24 protein-coding genes and 1 pseudogene are annotated in these 16758 nt (G+C 39.0%); 9 read left to right on the forward strand and 16 right to left on the reverse strand.

Annotated elements, in window-relative coordinates; all coding sequences use genetic code 11:
- Nucleotides 1-39 precede the first annotated feature (39 nt).
- The 7 genes from ACFINK_RS08305 to ACFINK_RS08335 all read right to left on the reverse strand — a co-directional run bounded on the left by ACFINK_RS08305 (nucleotide 40) and on the right by ACFINK_RS08335 (nucleotide 6684).
- Nucleotides 40-1113, reverse strand: a complete 1074-nt coding sequence (locus tag ACFINK_RS08305) for a S49 family peptidase (protein ID WP_375638732.1) — start codon at nucleotides 1111-1113, stop codon at nucleotides 40-42.
- Complete coding sequence (locus ACFINK_RS08310) at nucleotides 1103-2647, reverse strand: phage portal protein (RefSeq protein WP_375613965.1); 1545 nt, start codon at nucleotides 2645-2647, stop codon at nucleotides 1103-1105. Before ACFINK_RS08310 ends, ACFINK_RS08305 begins: the two co-directional genes overlap by 11 nt.
- On the reverse strand, nucleotides 2647-2895 hold the full coding sequence (locus ACFINK_RS08315; RefSeq protein WP_375612364.1) for a phage head-tail joining protein: 249 nt from the start codon (nucleotides 2893-2895) through the stop codon (nucleotides 2647-2649). Before ACFINK_RS08315 ends, ACFINK_RS08310 begins: the two co-directional genes overlap by 1 nt.
- A gap of 3 nt (nucleotides 2896-2898) precedes the next feature.
- On the reverse strand, nucleotides 2899-4845 hold the full coding sequence (locus ACFINK_RS08320; protein ID WP_375628335.1) for a phage terminase large subunit family protein: 1947 nt from the start codon (nucleotides 4843-4845) through the stop codon (nucleotides 2899-2901).
- A complete protein-coding gene (locus ACFINK_RS08325; RefSeq protein WP_375638734.1) occupies nucleotides 4835-5404 on the reverse strand; it encodes a hypothetical protein in 570 nt (189 codons plus the stop codon). The genes ACFINK_RS08320 and ACFINK_RS08325 overlap by 11 nt, the downstream gene beginning before the upstream one ends.
- A 380-nt stretch (nucleotides 5405-5784) precedes the next feature.
- Nucleotides 5785-6366, reverse strand: a complete 582-nt coding sequence (locus ACFINK_RS08330; protein WP_375638736.1) for a hypothetical protein — start codon at nucleotides 6364-6366, stop codon at nucleotides 5785-5787.
- Between the two features lie 3 nt (nucleotides 6367-6369).
- A complete protein-coding gene (locus ACFINK_RS08335; protein WP_375627954.1) occupies nucleotides 6370-6684 on the reverse strand; it encodes a hypothetical protein in 315 nt (104 codons plus the stop codon).
- Nucleotides 6685-7035: 351 nt separating this feature from the next.
- Here ACFINK_RS08335 and ACFINK_RS08340 point away from each other — a divergent pair, with 351 nt between their 5' ends.
- Together ACFINK_RS08340 and ACFINK_RS08345 are read left to right on the forward strand one after the other, a co-directional pair.
- The gene (locus tag ACFINK_RS08340; RefSeq protein ID WP_038473319.1) at nucleotides 7036-7218 is read left to right on the forward strand and encodes a type II toxin-antitoxin system HicA family toxin; all 183 of its coding nucleotides are present in this window, start codon (nucleotides 7036-7038) and stop codon (nucleotides 7216-7218) included.
- 20 nt (nucleotides 7219-7238) lie between these two features.
- Nucleotides 7239-7661, forward strand: coding sequence for a HicB family protein (locus ACFINK_RS08345; protein WP_100131245.1), 423 nt, complete (start codon nucleotides 7239-7241; stop codon nucleotides 7659-7661).
- A gap of 88 nt (nucleotides 7662-7749) precedes the next feature.
- On the opposite strand, the gene ACFINK_RS08350 is transcribed toward ACFINK_RS08345, so the two are convergent.
- The gene (locus ACFINK_RS08350; RefSeq protein WP_375638740.1) at nucleotides 7750-8208 is read right to left on the reverse strand and encodes a hypothetical protein; all 459 of its coding nucleotides are present in this window, start codon (nucleotides 8206-8208) and stop codon (nucleotides 7750-7752) included.
- A gap of 10 nt (nucleotides 8209-8218) precedes the next feature.
- Complete coding sequence (ssb, locus tag ACFINK_RS08355; protein ID WP_375638742.1) at nucleotides 8219-8665, reverse strand: single-stranded DNA-binding protein; 447 nt, start codon at nucleotides 8663-8665, stop codon at nucleotides 8219-8221.
- A gap of 180 nt (nucleotides 8666-8845) precedes the next feature.
- Here ssb and ACFINK_RS08360 point away from each other — a divergent pair, with 180 nt between their 5' ends.
- Complete coding sequence (locus ACFINK_RS08360; protein WP_252619286.1) at nucleotides 8846-9127, forward strand: type II toxin-antitoxin system RelE/ParE family toxin; 282 nt, start codon at nucleotides 8846-8848, stop codon at nucleotides 9125-9127.
- A 16-nt stretch (nucleotides 9128-9143) separates the two neighbouring features.
- A complete protein-coding gene (locus ACFINK_RS08365) occupies nucleotides 9144-9437 on the forward strand; it encodes a HigA family addiction module antitoxin (RefSeq protein WP_375618724.1) in 294 nt (97 codons plus the stop codon).
- 148 nt (nucleotides 9438-9585) lie between these two features.
- Here ACFINK_RS08365 and ACFINK_RS08370 read toward each other — a convergent pair whose 3' ends face one another.
- From ACFINK_RS08370 to ACFINK_RS08390, 5 genes and pseudogenes are all read right to left on the reverse strand, one after another.
- On the reverse strand, nucleotides 9586-10101 hold the full coding sequence (locus ACFINK_RS08370; RefSeq protein ID WP_375638744.1) for a hypothetical protein: 516 nt from the start codon (nucleotides 10099-10101) through the stop codon (nucleotides 9586-9588).
- A complete protein-coding gene (locus ACFINK_RS08375; RefSeq protein ID WP_375638746.1) occupies nucleotides 10088-10435 on the reverse strand; it encodes a hypothetical protein in 348 nt (115 codons plus the stop codon). Before ACFINK_RS08375 ends, ACFINK_RS08370 begins: the two co-directional genes overlap by 14 nt.
- Before the next feature lie 159 nt (nucleotides 10436-10594).
- Nucleotides 10595-11029, reverse strand: coding sequence for a hypothetical protein (locus ACFINK_RS08380; protein ID WP_375628923.1), 435 nt, complete (start codon nucleotides 11027-11029; stop codon nucleotides 10595-10597).
- On the reverse strand, nucleotides 11013-12215 hold the full coding sequence (locus ACFINK_RS08385; protein ID WP_375638747.1) for a hypothetical protein: 1203 nt from the start codon (nucleotides 12213-12215) through the stop codon (nucleotides 11013-11015). The genes ACFINK_RS08380 and ACFINK_RS08385 overlap by 17 nt, the downstream gene beginning before the upstream one ends.
- Nucleotides 12205-12684 (reverse strand): annotated as a pseudogene (locus ACFINK_RS08390) (crossover junction endodeoxyribonuclease RuvC). Before ACFINK_RS08390 ends, ACFINK_RS08385 begins: the two are co-directional and overlap by 11 nt.
- 29 nt (nucleotides 12685-12713) lie before the next feature.
- On the opposite strand from ACFINK_RS08390, the gene ACFINK_RS08395 reads away from it, so the two are divergent.
- Nucleotides 12714-13583: a hypothetical protein gene (locus ACFINK_RS08395; RefSeq protein ID WP_375638749.1), complete on the forward strand. Its 870-nt coding sequence runs from the start codon at nucleotides 12714-12716 to the stop codon at nucleotides 13581-13583.
- A 1-nt stretch (nucleotide 13584) separates the two neighbouring features.
- On the opposite strand, the gene ACFINK_RS08400 is transcribed toward ACFINK_RS08395, so the two are convergent.
- Together ACFINK_RS08400 and ACFINK_RS08405 are read right to left on the reverse strand one after the other, a co-directional pair.
- Nucleotides 13585-14067, reverse strand: coding sequence for a hypothetical protein (locus ACFINK_RS08400; protein ID WP_375638751.1), 483 nt, complete (start codon nucleotides 14065-14067; stop codon nucleotides 13585-13587).
- Nucleotides 14036-14287, reverse strand: a complete 252-nt coding sequence (locus ACFINK_RS08405; protein WP_375638753.1) for a helix-turn-helix transcriptional regulator — start codon at nucleotides 14285-14287, stop codon at nucleotides 14036-14038. Before ACFINK_RS08405 ends, ACFINK_RS08400 begins: the two co-directional genes overlap by 32 nt.
- Nucleotides 14288-14396: 109 nt before the next feature.
- Between ACFINK_RS08405 and ACFINK_RS08410 the strand changes: the two genes are divergently transcribed.
- From ACFINK_RS08410 to ACFINK_RS08425, 4 genes are all read left to right on the forward strand, one after another.
- Nucleotides 14397-15014 carry a S24 family peptidase gene (locus ACFINK_RS08410; RefSeq protein ID WP_375638755.1) on the forward strand — a complete coding sequence of 206 codons (618 nt, stop codon included), beginning with the start codon at nucleotides 14397-14399 and terminating at the stop codon, nucleotides 15012-15014.
- 156 nt (nucleotides 15015-15170) lie between these two features.
- Nucleotides 15171-15710 carry a hypothetical protein gene (locus ACFINK_RS08415; RefSeq protein WP_375613984.1) on the forward strand — a complete coding sequence of 180 codons (540 nt, stop codon included), beginning with the start codon at nucleotides 15171-15173 and terminating at the stop codon, nucleotides 15708-15710.
- Complete coding sequence (locus ACFINK_RS08420) at nucleotides 15710-16111, forward strand: hypothetical protein (protein WP_375613985.1); 402 nt, start codon at nucleotides 15710-15712, stop codon at nucleotides 16109-16111. Before ACFINK_RS08415 ends, ACFINK_RS08420 begins: the two co-directional genes overlap by 1 nt.
- On the forward strand, nucleotides 16105-16488 hold the full coding sequence (locus ACFINK_RS08425) for a hypothetical protein (RefSeq protein WP_273790346.1): 384 nt from the start codon (nucleotides 16105-16107) through the stop codon (nucleotides 16486-16488). Before ACFINK_RS08420 ends, ACFINK_RS08425 begins: the two co-directional genes overlap by 7 nt.
- The last annotated feature ends 270 nt before the right edge of the window (nucleotides 16489-16758 follow it).

The following is a 16758-nucleotide window of genomic DNA, read 5'->3' on the forward strand; positions in this document are numbered from 1 at the left end:
GTGCTTTTGCGCGCTTTCTTTCTTTTTCAAGAGCAGCTTTTATGTTTTCCTGCTTGTCCTCATTGTCTTCATCTTCATCTTCGTTTTCTTCTTCATCGTCGAAGTCTTCGGCGTTTTTGTCGATGTCACTATCGTCTTCGTCCTCTTCCTCGTCATTGATGATGTCGACGATCTTTTCGTCATCCTCTTCTTCAGCGCGGTATTGTGTGCGTGCCATGTGTTTTGTCCTTCTTTTTCTGTTGATGTTGGGTTTTGTGATATGGAATCCGTTAAGGCTTCCAAAGCTTGCGCAAGGGTGCCCTGCGCATCTGCTAATCCAAGCGTGATCGCTTGGGTGCCTATAAAAGTTTCTGCTTTTGTGTCACGAATTGCAGCAGCATTTAAGCGTCTGTTTTGCGCCACCAAATCGACAAACATCTCGTAGAGCAGGGCGCAATCGGCTTGCATTTTTATCTGTGCTGTATCGCTCAAGGGTTCATGAGGGTTGCCATGGGTTTTGTGATCACCTTCAAAGACAAAGGTCCATTTATGCCCGTGTTTTTCATCCGCACGAGATTGGTCAAGATGGGCACAAACAACCCCAATCGAGCCCACAACCCCTGTGCGAGCTACCCATATTTGAGAAGCCGCACAAGCAATGGCATAAGCTGCAGAACAAGCAAACTCATTGGCATGTGCCCAAATGGGCTTGTCGTATTGTTTTGAGAGTGTTTGAAACTCTTCAACCAAATCAAACACACCACCGGCTTCTCCACCGCCGCTATCAATATCAAGTAAAACAGCGCGAACATCAGGTTGTGCAATGGCTTCACGAAAAGAAGCGCTTAAACCTTCATAAGAGGTTAGCCCCGATAAAGCCCCAAGCCATGCACCACGGCGCACAAGCGTGCCATGAACCGGTATTATGGCAACATTGTTTTGTACTACATAAGTTTCAGGGGGTCTTAAAGCTTCTGTATTCTCTTGCGAATAAGCTTCAATGGGAAACTTTTCTCCCTCAAAAAGGCGTGGTGCAAGAGCATTCAAAATGATATCAAGCTTTGTCGAGGCAAGCATATGAGGAACCCCAAAAAGCCGTGATGCCAAAAACGGCATATCAAGATTATTCACCATTTTTATGTGCCTCACTGCCTTGGTTACTTTCATAAGTTTCAGAAGGTTCTGAATCTGCGGTATCAATTACTTGATTGCTATCAGAGGTCGCTGCCATATCCGTGTCAAAAGATAAGCCGCGCGCACGAGCGTCTGTGTGCTCTTCTTGCAGTTCGGCATGAATGCTGTCGATATCAAAGCCACGCTCGGCAAGTGCCATGCGTCGTGTTTTCAAGCCTGCACGAATTTCTTCTTTTTCCGCTGAGATATCCTTGTTTGGATCAATCATTTCAAGCGGGGGTGCAAAGCTTTCACATTGAAGCCATGGCAAGGAATTTTCTTCCCACCCTGGCAAATTGACGCATCCAGCAAGCACTGCCATTTCAACAAAACGCTCCCAAACAATGCGGTTAAACTGAAAGGCAATAATATGTTCACGCCATTGTTTGACGTGCCGTCTAAACTGAATGATGGAGGTGCGTACATTTGAAAAATTCCCCCGCGTAACGTCTCCAGTCACAACGGCATAAGGCATATTAAGTGCTGCACAAATTTTCAAGATATTGCGAAATTGAAAAGCCTCATAAGAGCCACCAACCTCAACAGGATTTGAGAATGTAACTTCTTTATTCTCTCCTAAATAAAGAGATGCACCGGGCGCAATGACAGGTGCTTTGTATTCTTCTTCAACGTTGTTTTTATCACGATTATCGGATAATTTTTCGACGTTTGGTGAATTGTCCTTGACAAACGCCGCGAAAAGAGCCGCCGTCCTTTTTCTATCGAGTTCTGCGTCGTCATAGGATTCGAGTTGAAAGATCTTTGTCATAGCGCGCGTTATTTTTGGAGAACCGCGCAATTGTCCGGCAATACGGCGCTCTTTGATATGAATGACCATTTCAGCAGGGACACGCACGCGCTCTTGGCTCTCAAATGCCATATTTGCAGGGACATCATCATAGGGGTGATGTTCCCAGAAATGATAAGCAACGCGCTTGCCACTGGCATTAAATTCAATCCCCATACGAATGTAATTGCCTTCAATATCAGCCGGTCCATTGTAAGTAAGGTCTAACATTTCGGTGGGATAAACTTGTAATTGAAGCGGCACACCAGAGCGCCCGTAGAGGTCAACATAATGTAGTCTTACAAAACATTCACCAGTTAGAAAGACTTCTCGTGCAATGGTTGCTTGAAGTCCATAAAAATTGGCATCTTCATCATAGTCCGCCTCATCAACCCATTGCCACCATAAGTCTAAAAGCTTTTTCTTTTCTTCTTGAAAACCTTCAATACGAGGATAAGGTTTAATCCCATCACTAACAGCCGCAGAGACCCATTCTTCCGTTGCAGACCCATAAAGAGATTCATTATCATAAAGCCATCTTGAACGAGCAACAATGGTATCACCACATTCTTCAATCGCTTTATTGATATGTTTTTTTGCGGGGTCAAAACCACCCATACGGCGGCTTTTACTTGCAGCTTCAAAAGGCGGATTGTGTTGACGAGAAATTGTAAAAAAGCCTGTGAGTTTATTGAAAAAACCAGCCATTAATAGCCTCGTGATATATTAAAATAGAAAACGCGTGAACGCTTGCGCCCTTCAAGGTTGGCTATTTGTATGTTCAGCATCTCAAGCGCTCTGCGAAGTTCCTCAACAGAACGATTGCTGACTTGCTTATCGCCGTGACGCACTGATTGCGCACCCGAATAAAGAGCCTCTTCAATTTGTTCACGCCGCCTTTTTAAACTTTCCAGTCTGTCAATTTTGCTGTTAATTGGTTCTAAAGTTTCACCCACAAATTACCTCCAATCCCCTCGCATATAAGGATTCATCACTGTTCTGGATTGTTTCCTTTGAGGTTTTGCTATCTGAGATCTTCTTGGAGAAGTGAATGAAGAAATCCCAGATGTTGGTTGCTCTACAGAACCTTCAATTTTAAGTTTTTCCAAACGCTCTTCTAAGATATCAACTTCTCGATTAAGGTTTATTCCCGCCGAAATCAGACCTTGTAAAGCCGCATAAGCATAGACCCTACAATCCAAGGCTTCGTTTCTTGCCTTTTCACTTTTTTGCCATTCAATACGCTTGAAGCCTTTGAAATATTTGATGACTTTTCTTTCAGCGGTTAGCTGGTCAAAATATTCCTGGTCAAGGCTTTTGTGAAAGTGTGTTGCACCAGCCCCTGATGCTTCAGGTCCCGATTTTTTAAACCGTGCCGTGATAATATCTTTTGCCGCGTCAACACCAACAATATAGAGATTAATCTGTCCTTTATTGTTTTTGCTTGGTCGGCGTGGCCATACCGCACGCCATCCCGCTTGCCCCTTAATGCCCCAGATACGCCGCCCTTCACGCGGGCGTACATAATTATAAACTGCCTGTGTGTGTCCACCACCGGTATCAATGCAAGCCGCTGTTATCCTAATCCCCTCTTTATAGCCTGGATGCGGCCAACGTTTTGCAAGATATTCATCCAATTGGTCCCACACTTCAAAAGAAGAGGGATCACCAAGGATCACTTGATAATCAATATGCCAACTTTCTTCACTACGCCCCCATCCCACCACTTCAAGTTCCAAGCGGTCATTTTGCACATCAATGCCTGCTGTCAACACGACGGATTGTTCTGGTGCAAGGGGATAATCTTCGCGTTTTGCATAGAGGCTATCAGGATCAACAACTTCGCCTGTTCTGTCCTCCCATGGCTCTCCAAGCACTGTATTAATAAAAACTTGCAAAAGAGCAGGGTCTTCTTTGGCTCTTAAAAATTCGCGCGCACAATCGCCCCAAGTCAGCCATGGCGAATAAAGCGCTGAAATATGGTAAGAACGCAGACGAGGCTTACTTGACTCCTGTGTTGCGATCCAACAAGCACCGTTTTCTTCTGCCATTAAGGTGGACTTACGATGTTCGGCATGTTCATGACCACAATGCGCACAAACAAAAACAGCTTTTTCGGGGGCGCCTTTTGGCCACTTAATTTGTGACCAAACAATGGGTTGTAGAACACCACATGCATCACAAGGGACATTGTAATATCTCTGATCACCTAGCACAAAATCCTTGGCGATACGGCTTGTGTCACGGTGTGTCGGCGTAGACAATTTAAAAATTTTACGTTGAATAAAAGCAGAGGTTCGTTTTTCCGCAATTGTTACAGGATCGCCTTCATTATCGACATTCAATGGGTAAGCATCGACTTCATCCAAAACCAAATAGCGAATAGGAGAAGAACGCAATCCAGCAGCACTATTTGCTCCTGTAATCATCAATGTCCCCCCATAAAATTCCTTTGAAAACATTGTATTTCCACTGTCTCTTGCACGAGCAGGAGCAATGCGTTCACTTAAAGCAGGGCTAGCTGAAATCATCGGATCAAGACGAGACTTTGACAGTTTCTTAGCGGTCTCAACTGTCGGCATTACATAAAGGGCAGGTCCTGGACTATGATGAATGGCATAACCACAAAAGTTCAACGCTGCTTCCGACATTCCAATCTGAGCCCCCTTCATCACAACCGTTGTTTCAGTCGGATCATAAACAGAAAGATTATCCATGATCTCTCGTAAATAGGGGGTACGTATAGTCCTCCATAATCCAGGCTCAGCACTCGTAACTGTGCTCAAATAACGATTTTTATCAGCCCACTGGGAAACAGTATAAGGCGGGTCAGGACGGCGTCCTTCATTCGCATAGCAAAAAAAGAGCCCAGCACCAGAGGACGAGGGCGAAGCATCACTTATCATGTTCTGGATTCTCTTCTAAAATGTTGGGATCGTGAAAAGAAACAGGGACGACATTTTCCACTAAAGCTTTGCGCATATGATGATCGATAGCTCCAATAAGGCTCGCAGCATCACATCCCACTTGCGCCGCAATTTCAGTACCAAAGCGATAGGCAAAATTGAGCATTGTATCTCGATGCGCTCTTCCAAAGTTCCATGCTTCTTTTCTCACTTCTTCACGATCAACAGTGGTTTCGCGTAACTTTTCCAGAGCAATCTTTTCTTTTGCTAGCGCAACTTGCATCCGCTCTAGTTTTATCTTGTATTCATTGGCTCCATCTGTGGAGGCTTGTTTGATCTTTGTCAGCGGTTGACCATCCGGTGCTAAAAATGGAGTAGGGCGCTTTGTTGGATTCTCATTCCAGATAGCTGTTGCAAGCGCTTCATTGACAGAACCATCTTCAAAAAGAGCCGCATCAAATTTACCTGTCTTTATCCGAGAAACCACTGCATTATGTGAAACACCCATCTTCTTCGCAAACGCACGAACCGATAGACCCTTACGATTCTTCTTATTCATAGTTGCTCCTTGCCTTCTTTTCTGTCCTAAGAAGGAGGTGGTTACGGCGTATTAGGATAAAGAGAGATTTACGGTACCAACTGAAAAACAAGATTTAATACGATAAGGAAATACTTAACACATTAAATTCGTTATTTATCAATGAGTTATGTGTACAATGTACAGTCAAATTGAAAATTCTGTCGCTAGCGATAGTTCGCGCTGTCCTGCCCCGCAACGAAGCCAACCCGCTGGGAAGTACCTTTTGAATTGATTTTATTGATTTTTTTTATGAAAAAACAAAGCATAAGTGATAATCTGTTTTTAAAATTGCAATAAGAATATGTAATGCTTAAACTCATAAGGATATGGAATATATAGATAAAGCTTGAGAACAGGATCTAGCCTTTCTTATTAGCAGCGTATTCTTGACGAGAAAGTTGTCTCTGTATGTTTTTGGTTAATCTTTCATTGGCATATTGTGCAATAGCACTTGCAATCTCTGGTTTGGACATCACCCCAGCAATTGAAGGTCCCTCTTGTTTTGCAATGGGAAATTTATCTCCATCCGCTCTTTGAAACACATTCCCATTCAGCTTTTTTAATTCAACACGCTTTGGAAAACTGCCTCCCTTGATAAAACCATGGGGTAAGATTTCTTTCTTTCCAAACAGTGTGTAAGTTACGCCGCGTTTTGTTTCGTTTGCTTTAAAAAATTTAAGAGGTATCGGTGTTACAGAACCAATGATATCTGTCTCAAGAAACCTTGCTGTCGCCTTTTCTTTAATATAAACACCTCTTCTTATACGCTTTATTTGGGCTGATGAGATGTCTGCAACTTGCTTTTCAGTGAAGCGTTCAACTTGTTTTGCTGTAGTGTTTAGAGCATTACGCAGAGCCCAATTAAGGCGAGGGGCTTGAAGGCTTGTGAAGGTATCTTTTGCCTGTTGAAGATACCATTTTTGGTGGATGATTAACTTCAACTTCTAAGCCTTTTTTGGGGTAGGTGACTTGGAAGCTTTAGATGCTTTTGGCTGTTCGAGTGGAATTTCCTCTGTCACTGGTTCAGACGATGTTTGTACGGCTTCTTGTTCTATCTGTTTAATTTGTTCAACTTCCTTGTCAGGCTTTATTTTTGTTTTAACATCAACAAAAGGTTTAGCGGCATTTGCACGCTTGAGACGTGCGTAGACTTGATTGGAAATCTCAACAAATGGATTATTGGGAGTTGAAGTTTCAAAACGAACAGTGCTTTTATTATCGCCAACAACACACATTGGCTTGGTGATGATTGCTTTCATCTTCGCTCCTTTTGAGGCAATGAATTAATGACATCATTGGTTACTGAATGGCGTTTGATATGTGCAAAATAGATTAGTCTGTTTTATCAATAAAAACAGTACTTTAAGCCCTCTTGAAAGCTTAAGATTTTATCAAATTTTAGGGGATATTTTTGAATTTTAGACGCAATACAACCAGTGCCGTACTGCCACTAAATACGATTTTTCACGTATTGTCAATAGAAAAATCACGATATTGTGTATTTTTAATTTTTTTGATCAAAACTTAGTATTTTAAAAGCCAATCTTTAATTTTATACAAATAACAACATTTATGTTGTGTTTAAACATTTTAGATGTTATATTATATTTATGAACAGTCAAGAATTAAAAAGATATCTTACGAAACATGGTTGCAGTTTTACCTCAGGGAAAGGTGGCCATTTGCTTGTAAAACGTGGTTCTAAAAAATCCGTTTTACCTATGCATGGTACGCGGAAAGAATTAGGAACGGGATTAGTTCAAAAGATTCTTAAAGATCTTGACCTAAGGTAAGTCTGAATATGGAGATGTAAATGAAATATGCACTTAAGTTTATCAAAGATGACAATGATACTCTTCTTGTCGTTTCCAAAGACTTTCAAGAATTTATTACCTATGGTAACGACGAAAAAGAGGCTTTGGAACACGCTAAAAATGCCCTTTTAACAGTTATTATGGGGCGTTTCCAAGATCGAGAAGTGGTCCCTTTTGGAGCTCGTGATGCTGCCTATCCTTTTGTTGAAGTATCTTCATTAGTTATTTTAAAAATTGCAATACACAACGCTATGGTTGAAAAGAATTTACGCAAAGCTGATCTCGTGCGTCTTTTAAAACTTCACCCAATACAAATTGACCGATTATTGGATTTAAACCACGCAACAAAATTAGATGCTTTAGAATCCACTCTCATTGCTCTTGGAAAAGAGATCACTATCAATGTTCAAAATGCTGCTTAAAATTTAGCGGTTTTGTATAAAATGTTTATGAAGTGCATTCAGAGCAACATACAGCGAACCGACAAGATGTGGCAGTGATTGATCTTCACTAACAAGATACTTGTAGTGCGGCATAAAGATTATGCTGTCTATAAAGGCATTGTGCTTCTTTTAGCACCTCTTTCATTGCTTCATAGTAATGAGTAGTTTTTTCAATCCATTGTTTTTTTGCCTCTTCATTTAAAGATGGAGTAAAGTCATCATAAATTGCATTTGGTAAGGCTTTTGCACAGAGGTAATTATTTCTCACTTCAAGATATTTTTGTGCAGCATCATACTGATCTTGATTAATTACACCTTGCAGATAAAGCCGTCCGATATAAGTAGCGGAAAGCGGATTTTTTGCTTCTTCTATGGTTAAGCCAAAGCGTTTGGCACGTATTTCTATTGCCAATTTGTCAATGGGATTATGAGGCATTTTTGTCCGTGAAATACGACCATTGGGTTCTCTGATACATCCATTAATACGAGGACGTCCACGTTTTGCATGTTTTTTTCTTTTAGCCATATTTTTTCAATCAGAATGGGACGCCATCATTAAGAGATGCACCATAATTATCAGCACCTGAGGCAATAGCATAATTTTGAGAAGTAATGGGTGAGGGGTGTACAGATTGCTCTTTCTTTGCATCAAGCAAATACAACTCGCCTTTATATTGAGGCAAAATAATTTCTGTTGTGTAACGGTCATGACCATTTTTATCTTGCCATTTACGGGTTTGTAATTTGCCTTCTATGTAAACCTTTGAACCTTTACTGAGATACTGAAGAGCAATTTTTGCCAAATGCGGATTAAAAACCACAATGGAGTGCCATTCCGTTTTATCTATTTTTTGATTGGTCTTTTTATCAGTATAGCTTTCAGAAGTTGCTATACTAAAATTGACTATTTCAGCTCCAGAAGTCATGGTTTTGCTTTCGGGGTTAGCACCGAGGCGTCCGATTAATGTCACTTTGTTTAGCATGTTTTAGTTACCTTAAATTGGTATTTAAATATGTAAAAAATCTTAGCATAATTTTATTATTTTTTCAATTATTTCAATGATATATTATTAATTATTAACATATAAAATTATGTTTAATATGCTCTTTGATAAATAATCAATTGACATAAATGCATGGTGTATAGTATCAAGAGGGTATATATGGCAATCGTTAGTTTTAAGCATAAAGGGTTGAAATTATTCTTTGAAAGAGGAGTCTGCAAAGGCATACAACCCGCGCATGCTAAAAAATTAGCAAACATTTTAGTAATTTTAGATACAATATCCGCGCCTGAACAAGTTACTCTTAAATCGTATCGTCTACATGCGCTTACGGGCGATTTAAAAGGTTACTGGTCAATGCGTGTCAATGGAAATTGGCGTGTTACCTTTCGTTTCATTGGGACAGACGTTGAACTGGTTGATTATCAAGATTACCATTGAGTTTTGAGGTGTTATTATGATGTACAATCCTCCACACCCTGGCGGCATTTTGAAAGAAGAATTGCTTGATGAATTAGGGTTAACAGTAACAGAAGCTGCAAATCGTCTTGGCGTTGCACGTTTAACTTTATCCCGCGTCTTAAACTGCCATGCGGCGATTAGTATTAACTTAGCTTTACGGTTAGAAAAAGCGGGTTTAAATGATGCGGAATTCTGGCTTAAATTGCAACAAAAGCATGATTTGTGGCAAGCTCGGCATAACAACCCAATCCCACATATTTCACCTCTAGAGCAAGTAGGGCATCTTTAGAAAGACTTAGCCCATCTTTCTTCACACCTAGAGGTCATGTTCTTTAAAATCAAGCAGCCCACGATAGATTTTTATGCTCTTGTTGATTTTATCGAACGTTGAGAAGAGACAACGTAATCTGAACAGTTTTATAAAATCGGAAATTTTACTATGGCTTTTTAACTGAGCACTGTAGTGTGTAAATAGATATATTTATTAAACTGCGTGTATGTAACATAAGAAACAATACACAAACTAAAAAGGAATACCAAAGAGCAATATCTGAGTACCAAAGTACAGTATCCAATGAAAAAGAAAGCTTATGCTCCACGTACTTAGAAATAATAGGTAAAGAGACCGTTTCTTTATAACTACTTGGGAAAATTAAAACGACAAGCGCTAAACTTATTAGTTTTGAGAGTCTGTGCAAATACTGTTGTAAATCACGTGTTAGTTTCACCCAACCCGTTGTATCATCATCTTTATATTTTGGATTGTTCTGCAACTCAAAAGGAATATGAGAATTGCATAAAATTACAAAAATATTTGTTACTATTATCAAACCAAAAGATGCAAATATCAAAATACTTTGAATAAAGTAGGGATTTTTTTTAATTCCTAAAAAACATAAAAATATAAAAGTTATAATGCCAAACAAGGCTCTTAGCTGTTTATCTGTAAACATATTTATTTCCTGTGGTTTTCGGTAATTTTTTGATCTCTTTATTGATCTCGTCTATAAGAGGTTCGTAATTGAGAACGCTTTTCGGAATATTCCCACCGTAAACCCATGCTTTTACTTGCGCTTTGGTACTAAAAGCCGCATTTTCTGGTGTGGTATAATACTGTCCGCCATCAAACTTTTCACACTCTCTTGTGCCGTCTTCGTATTCGTAGAGGTTGTAAAAATACTCCTCTGCTCCGTCCCCCCAAGGAACATAACCAACAGCTGTTGCAACAAACTCTTTTTGCATTGGTTGTTTACGCTTTTTTAAGAATAGGTCTTTTAATATTCTCATGTTTTTAGTCCATAATTTTACCAATTGGTCTATTTACCTAAAATTTGACCGTACAGAGCGTTTTATATTGCGGATATGGGGGGGTTAATCGTAAAATCTTTAAATCGCTTTGTATGGTGCCTTTTTGTCGATTTAAACACATACCTAATTGTAAAATGATCAGCACTTTTCACTAGTTTGCTGTGGACCAAAGCGTTTCATTATCCCACCAATGCCATTTAAAGTCTCTTCAAGCTCTTGCTTGTGAACAAGCGTTAGTGGTCTAAAATGCTCTTTCGCTGTTTTTTCTTTGAGTGTTTTCTCACGTGTGTTTTCAATTGCTCTACGTACAGTTTCGGCTTTTGAAAGAAGGGTATTTTCTAGTGTCTGGCAATAAGTTAAAAGCTCTCCACAAGTTGGCATAAATGTTTTTGATATCCCAATTGCTTGACCAGTTACGATATTTTCGACGCCTTTTTTCAGAGCATATGCTGAAATCCGTTCCAGCATCATGCTATAGGATAGAACAACGGCTTTGGAATCTGTGTTCGCAGGGACTCTCATGCTTGAGAGTAGGAAAGAAGCTTGCTCAATTTGCTTAACTGAAGCTTTCACAGAGAGCAACGCTTGTAGAAGATTGCAAGCATCTAAGGTTTGCTCTTCCTCCTGTTTCGTCAATGTATTCCCAGCTTTCAGCGTCAATGGATACCCCGGACTGATCATTTCCATAATCTTCTCCAGATGAGAGATGATCTCTGAGTTCGTTGAAGCCTTCTGCAAGCTGTTCTGTGAAAGTTTTCTGAGTGAATTTTCCATGATAACCACCTAACCGTTTTTCCTGTTCTAATCTTGCTTTTTTCTTTGCTAGCGTTCCGATAGGGCTTGTGACCCAATTGTACCAAGTCCTTTGCCAATCTCGTTTGTTTGCATTTTTACCTGGGTTTGCTATCCAGTAATTTGTGAACCGTTCGGTTTCTAACAGCGCCTCATCATGCGTTAATCCTTGATCGATTGCGTATTGCAAATTAGGTTTGAAATCCTCTGGCAATCGACAACCGCGATTAGCTTGCGCTCGTTTTGCTTTTTTGGGAACGTTCTCTTGCTCGTGAATGGAAGGTTGGTTGTCTGATGAGGTTTCGATTTGCTCTGATGTAATCTCAACAGCAGCAACCTCTGTTGGCTCGTCAACCAAATCGATTGTTTCTAAATCTTCAGAACCAATTTCTTTTTTTGCTAAAACGATAGTTTTAGTTTTTTTATTATAACTGTTAATGTTAGTGTTATTGTTTATGTTATATATATAGGCATCATTAAGCATGTCGTAAGCATCATGCTTAATAACTTTAGCATCGTTAAGCATGGCTTTAGCATTATTTTTATCAGTATTTTCAATGGCTTTAGCATCATCACAAGCATCATTTGTATGTTTATCCCATCTTGCCTGCGCTGCTTTCTTTGCTCTCTCTGATAACTTCTTTGACCGAGATGTCTTCGATACCTTATCTAAGCTTTCATTAGAGTTATTGAGTTCTTCTTCAACTTTTAAACTCCATAAACACCCATCGTCTAAACGTTCGATATGACCCGTGCTTATTAAAACTTCTAACGCTTTCATAAACATTTTTACTGAACAACCAGTGTAATTAGCCCAGACCTTTGTGTTATTTAAAAGCGGCTCTCCAGTATAAAGCATTTGCAAACGCAATTTTATATAAACATTGCATTCAATGGGAGATAAACAAGCAAGATCAAGAATCCACCTATCTGCAAACAGCCTCGTCCACGGTAATTTACTGGACATATATACCCCCTTCTTTCATTAAATATAAAATTGCTAAAGCATCTGCTTCGTTGTCGTCTTTAGGCGTATGTCCTTTTGCACACACCGCCTTAATCATTTTTACTTTTGATGCGTTTCCTTTTCCTGTTGTTGCTTTCTTAATTGTGCCAACAGGAATGCCTTCATACGGTATCTGATGATGTTCACACCACGTCGTTAAGGTTGATAACAAGTCACCGTAAATATGCACTGCATCAGTACTATTATGACGCCTCACTTCTTCAAAATACACCGCGTCAATGCTGTCTACTGTCTGTTTTATTTCTGATAGACATCTCTTAAAGCGTAAATAATGCATTCCACCGACTTAAAAATATCGGGGGTGGAAATTCATGACACCACTGATGATGTGACCATCCGCACCGCATATCGCCCAGCCTGTCTTGGTCCCTAGATCAAGACATAAAATGGTTTGTGCGTTAGTGATCATAATCCCCCCTTAAGGCTCTACGTATTTATATGTTTGCTATGACAGAGCGTGTTGTGATTGCCTGTCTTGAAAAAATGTTTATGAAAAAGTATCCTCCCAACGATTCTAAAAAAGTGGGGAGGGGAAAGATGCAAGAATGGATAAAGATATTTCTTACGGGTTTCCTGTCATTTATCGGATCACTTTCAGTAGCGCTTATTTTAAGAAATAAAGACCGTAAAGAAGCAGCCAAAATCCGGAAAGATGATTTAGAAACAGCTGCAAAAAAACGAGAAGAAGATAGAGAATGGATAAGCAAGCAATTTGCAGAAAGCCAAGAACAGACGACAGCCCTTAGAGAGCAAGCGATATCGACAAAAGATCTTGCCAAATGGTCAGAAGAACATATTAAAATTTTGTTAGATAACAAAAGAGTACAGGATTTAGGACCGCCACTTTCCATATATGCAACTGGACCGCATCTTCCAACAAAGGACAAGTGGACGCTTCTTTTCTTAAAGGTAGAAAATAATGCACAAACTGTCGTCCATATTTTAAATATAAAGCTAAAAGATAGTTCTCGCTTTATTCTTGGATATGGCATCATATACAAACCTAGGCAAAAAACTTGGCAAATACAATCACCATATGTTAATCCTGACGCGGTTGCAGAATCGCGAGTATTCCCTGGCTTCTGTGATAAAGCAAAGAATTTTCGAACGGGACCAGAAATCGATGTTAATATTTCTGTAGCTCCCTCAGAAGGCAAACCTTCAAAAATCCTTATTTTTGTAGCAGCACGTGAAGAAGATATAAAAGACCAAGTTACTTTAATCATTACCCATACATCCCCACTGCAACCAGAAACAAAAATGACTGTAACAACACAAAGCCTCATAGACTTTAAAAAAGTGGATTAACTCAATTCAGACGCACACTACACGCATCATTTATTAATTTGATTTCTTCTTCTCTTTTTTTGATGAGGTCATCCCTTAAGAAGCCAAGATTACTTTCGACTAAAGCTGTAAACAAAAGTAGCTCATTTAGGCGATGAAAAGATGACAAATCTTGAGAAAAATAATTATCAAACCAAGTTGTAAAAGCTTGCGTAAAGGCAGATGAAAACCATTGATTAAAATCATCGTATGGCAATAACGGAAAATAATTTCTATCATCACGCGCAAAAATATTTTGCAGTATATAGATAAGATAACCTGTTGATGAGGGATCTATGCAACTTTCACATGTCTGATTAGGCGAGCGAACACCATAATATATGTCTTCACGTCCAATCTTATTAACAAGATTAATCAACTTGACTTTACTTATAGTGATATGCGGGACATCTATCATCTCTGATCTTTCTTCTTTAAGAATGTGTATGCTGCTGTTGATGTTCATTATTATCTGTGGGAGAAGTAGTAAAAGCAGGCATAGGGCTAGAACTATCCTTCAACTTTTGCAGCTTGAGATAATTTATTACGGAGATAGATCCTCTTTTTTCCCACTTGCAAACAGCTGCTTGAGTTACACCAAGCATTTTCGCCATTTCTGATTGTGTCCAATTAAATTTGCCCCGTATTGACTTAGTCAAATTCTTAAAATCTTCTCGTTGATCCATTTACAAGCTCCAATTACAGCTTTGTCTTATTTTATTCATATAATTATAGTTATATAAAGTCAATGAAAATTATCTTTATCAACGATAAAAAAATAAGGTAAGCAGAAGTATGAGTAATAAATCTAATATCATAAGCACATTAAAAAAGATTTTGACCGAGTTTAACTTAACGCAAGAAGATGTAGCCAAACGGCTAAACGTAACACAAGCTTCAGTGTCTAAGTGGTTAAAAGATTCTGATCCACGCGGCTCTAATCGAGATGCCATTTTAGAATTATATAAAGAACTAAAAGGGGACAATCACTTAATAACTTTTGTTCCTCTTATGGGGTATATTGGAGCAGGAACACAGATAGATCCAAGTTTTGAACAAATCCCTGAAGATGGTCTTGAACAAGTAGAAATTCCTTTTGCTTTACCTGATGATATGGTTGCTTTTGAAGTTAAAGGAGATTCTATGATACCAGCCTATAAAGATGGAGATATGGTTATCGTAAGACGGCGCCAAATTAAAACAATAGAATCCTTTTTTGGCAAAGAAGCCGTTATTTTAACACATGATAATAAAAGATATATAAAGCAGATTAGCAGGGGAATGAATGGTGAAATAGATCTGCTTTCTTGGAATGCCTTACCTATTAAGAATGTTAAAATTGTGTGGGTTGGAGAGATATTTGCTATTTTGCCAATAAGTTCTTACAGCAAGATGATTCGGACTTATCGCTAATTATCCTCCCCTCTTATTCAGCAAGATATTATAATATTTTTTATAAAAATATAACTTTTTATAATTTTTTGCTTGCTATTTTATAATTATAGTTATATAAGTAATTATATAAACCACGCACAAACAATCGCCAAGAGGCGTTAGGGAGGAAAAATCATGGAAAAAAAATACGAATTGACTGATGAAATGGATGAAGTTGGCGGACGCACGCTTTACCGCATACGTGCATTAAAAGATTTTGGAAATGTCAAAAAAGGTGACCTTGGCGGTTTTATTGAAAAGGAAGGCAATCTTAGTCATGGGGGCGATTGTTGGGTTGGAGATTATGCTAGGGTTTATGATAATGCTCGTGTTTATCAAAATGCACATATTTCCGGTTATGCCTATGTTTATGGTGATGCGCGGGTTTATGGAGATGCACTCGTTTCTGATGAAGCAAAAGTTTACAATTATGCAGAAATTTACGGTGATGCATACGTTTACGGTGACGCTAAAGTTTTTGATCATGCACATGTTTATGGCAATTCTCATGTTTATTATGAAGCATATGTTTACGATAAGGCAAGCGTTTATGGAAATGCAAAAGTTGGCGGTAATACACACATTTACGGAAATGTAAAAATTTACGGTGATGCGGATTTACGTTGTGAAGATTGGATTGGCAGCAATAGCAGAATATCCACTGGAGCAAACTAATGGAAAAGAAGTACGAACTTACTGATGAGAAAGCTGAGTTTAAAGGGGTAACTCTTCACCGTATCCGCGCTTTAAGAGACTTTGGAGTTATTAAAAAAGGTAATTTAGGCGGCTTTATAGAACATGAAAACAACCTATCGCATCATGGTAATTGCTGGGTAGGTGGTAATGCATTCGTCTTATCTTGTGCTTGCGTTTACGATAATGCTCAAGTTTATGATGATGCTGAAGTTTATGGTAGTGCACGAATTAAACATAATGCACATGTTTACGGTTTTGCCGAAGTTTATGGAATGGCAACAGTTTCCGGTAATGCACGTATTTATGGCGACGCAAAAATTTATCGTGATGCGGATATTGATGGCGATAACGTCATGTCCACTGGAGAAAAAGCATGGTGAAAAAATACGAATTGACTAATGAAACCACCGATATTGTAAGTTGCCATACATTGTACCGCATTCGTGCTTTAAGAGATTTTGATGATGTTAAGGCTGGGGACCTTGGGGGCTTTATAGAAAATGAAAGCAATCTCTCTCATGATGGCAATTGCTGGGTCTACGATAATGCTTGTGTTACTTGGGGTTCAAAAATTTATGACAATGCAAAAATTTATAATAACGCCCGAGTATATGGTGGTGGTCGCATTTTTGAAAACGCACAGATTTACGGAAATGCAATTGTTTATCCCAATGCAAGAGTTTATGGCGACGCAAAAATTTACGGAGATTCAGAGATCTGCGGAGAAAGCCGTATCACAACAAACGAGAAAAAATAAATCATGTATAAATATGGAATTAAACCTACCTTGTGTGCACAGTTAGTTGTGAGAAATACTCACAATCTAGGTGAACTTTGTATCACTATCTCTGGGTATAAAGACGAGCCTTATGTAGATACCATAATTTCTGAAGACATAATGCAACCTATAAAATCCAAACTCTAACAACCAAATAACATTTTTAAACACCAGCGTGATTCACGCCACGGGTGAATTGCGCTCAAATAGGAGGAAATCAAGATGAGTGAACTAAGTACCACACAAACG

It is taken from the genome of Bartonella sp. AA16NXGY (assembly GCF_042197325.1).
Taxonomy (GTDB): domain Bacteria; phylum Pseudomonadota; class Alphaproteobacteria; order Rhizobiales; family Rhizobiaceae; genus Bartonella.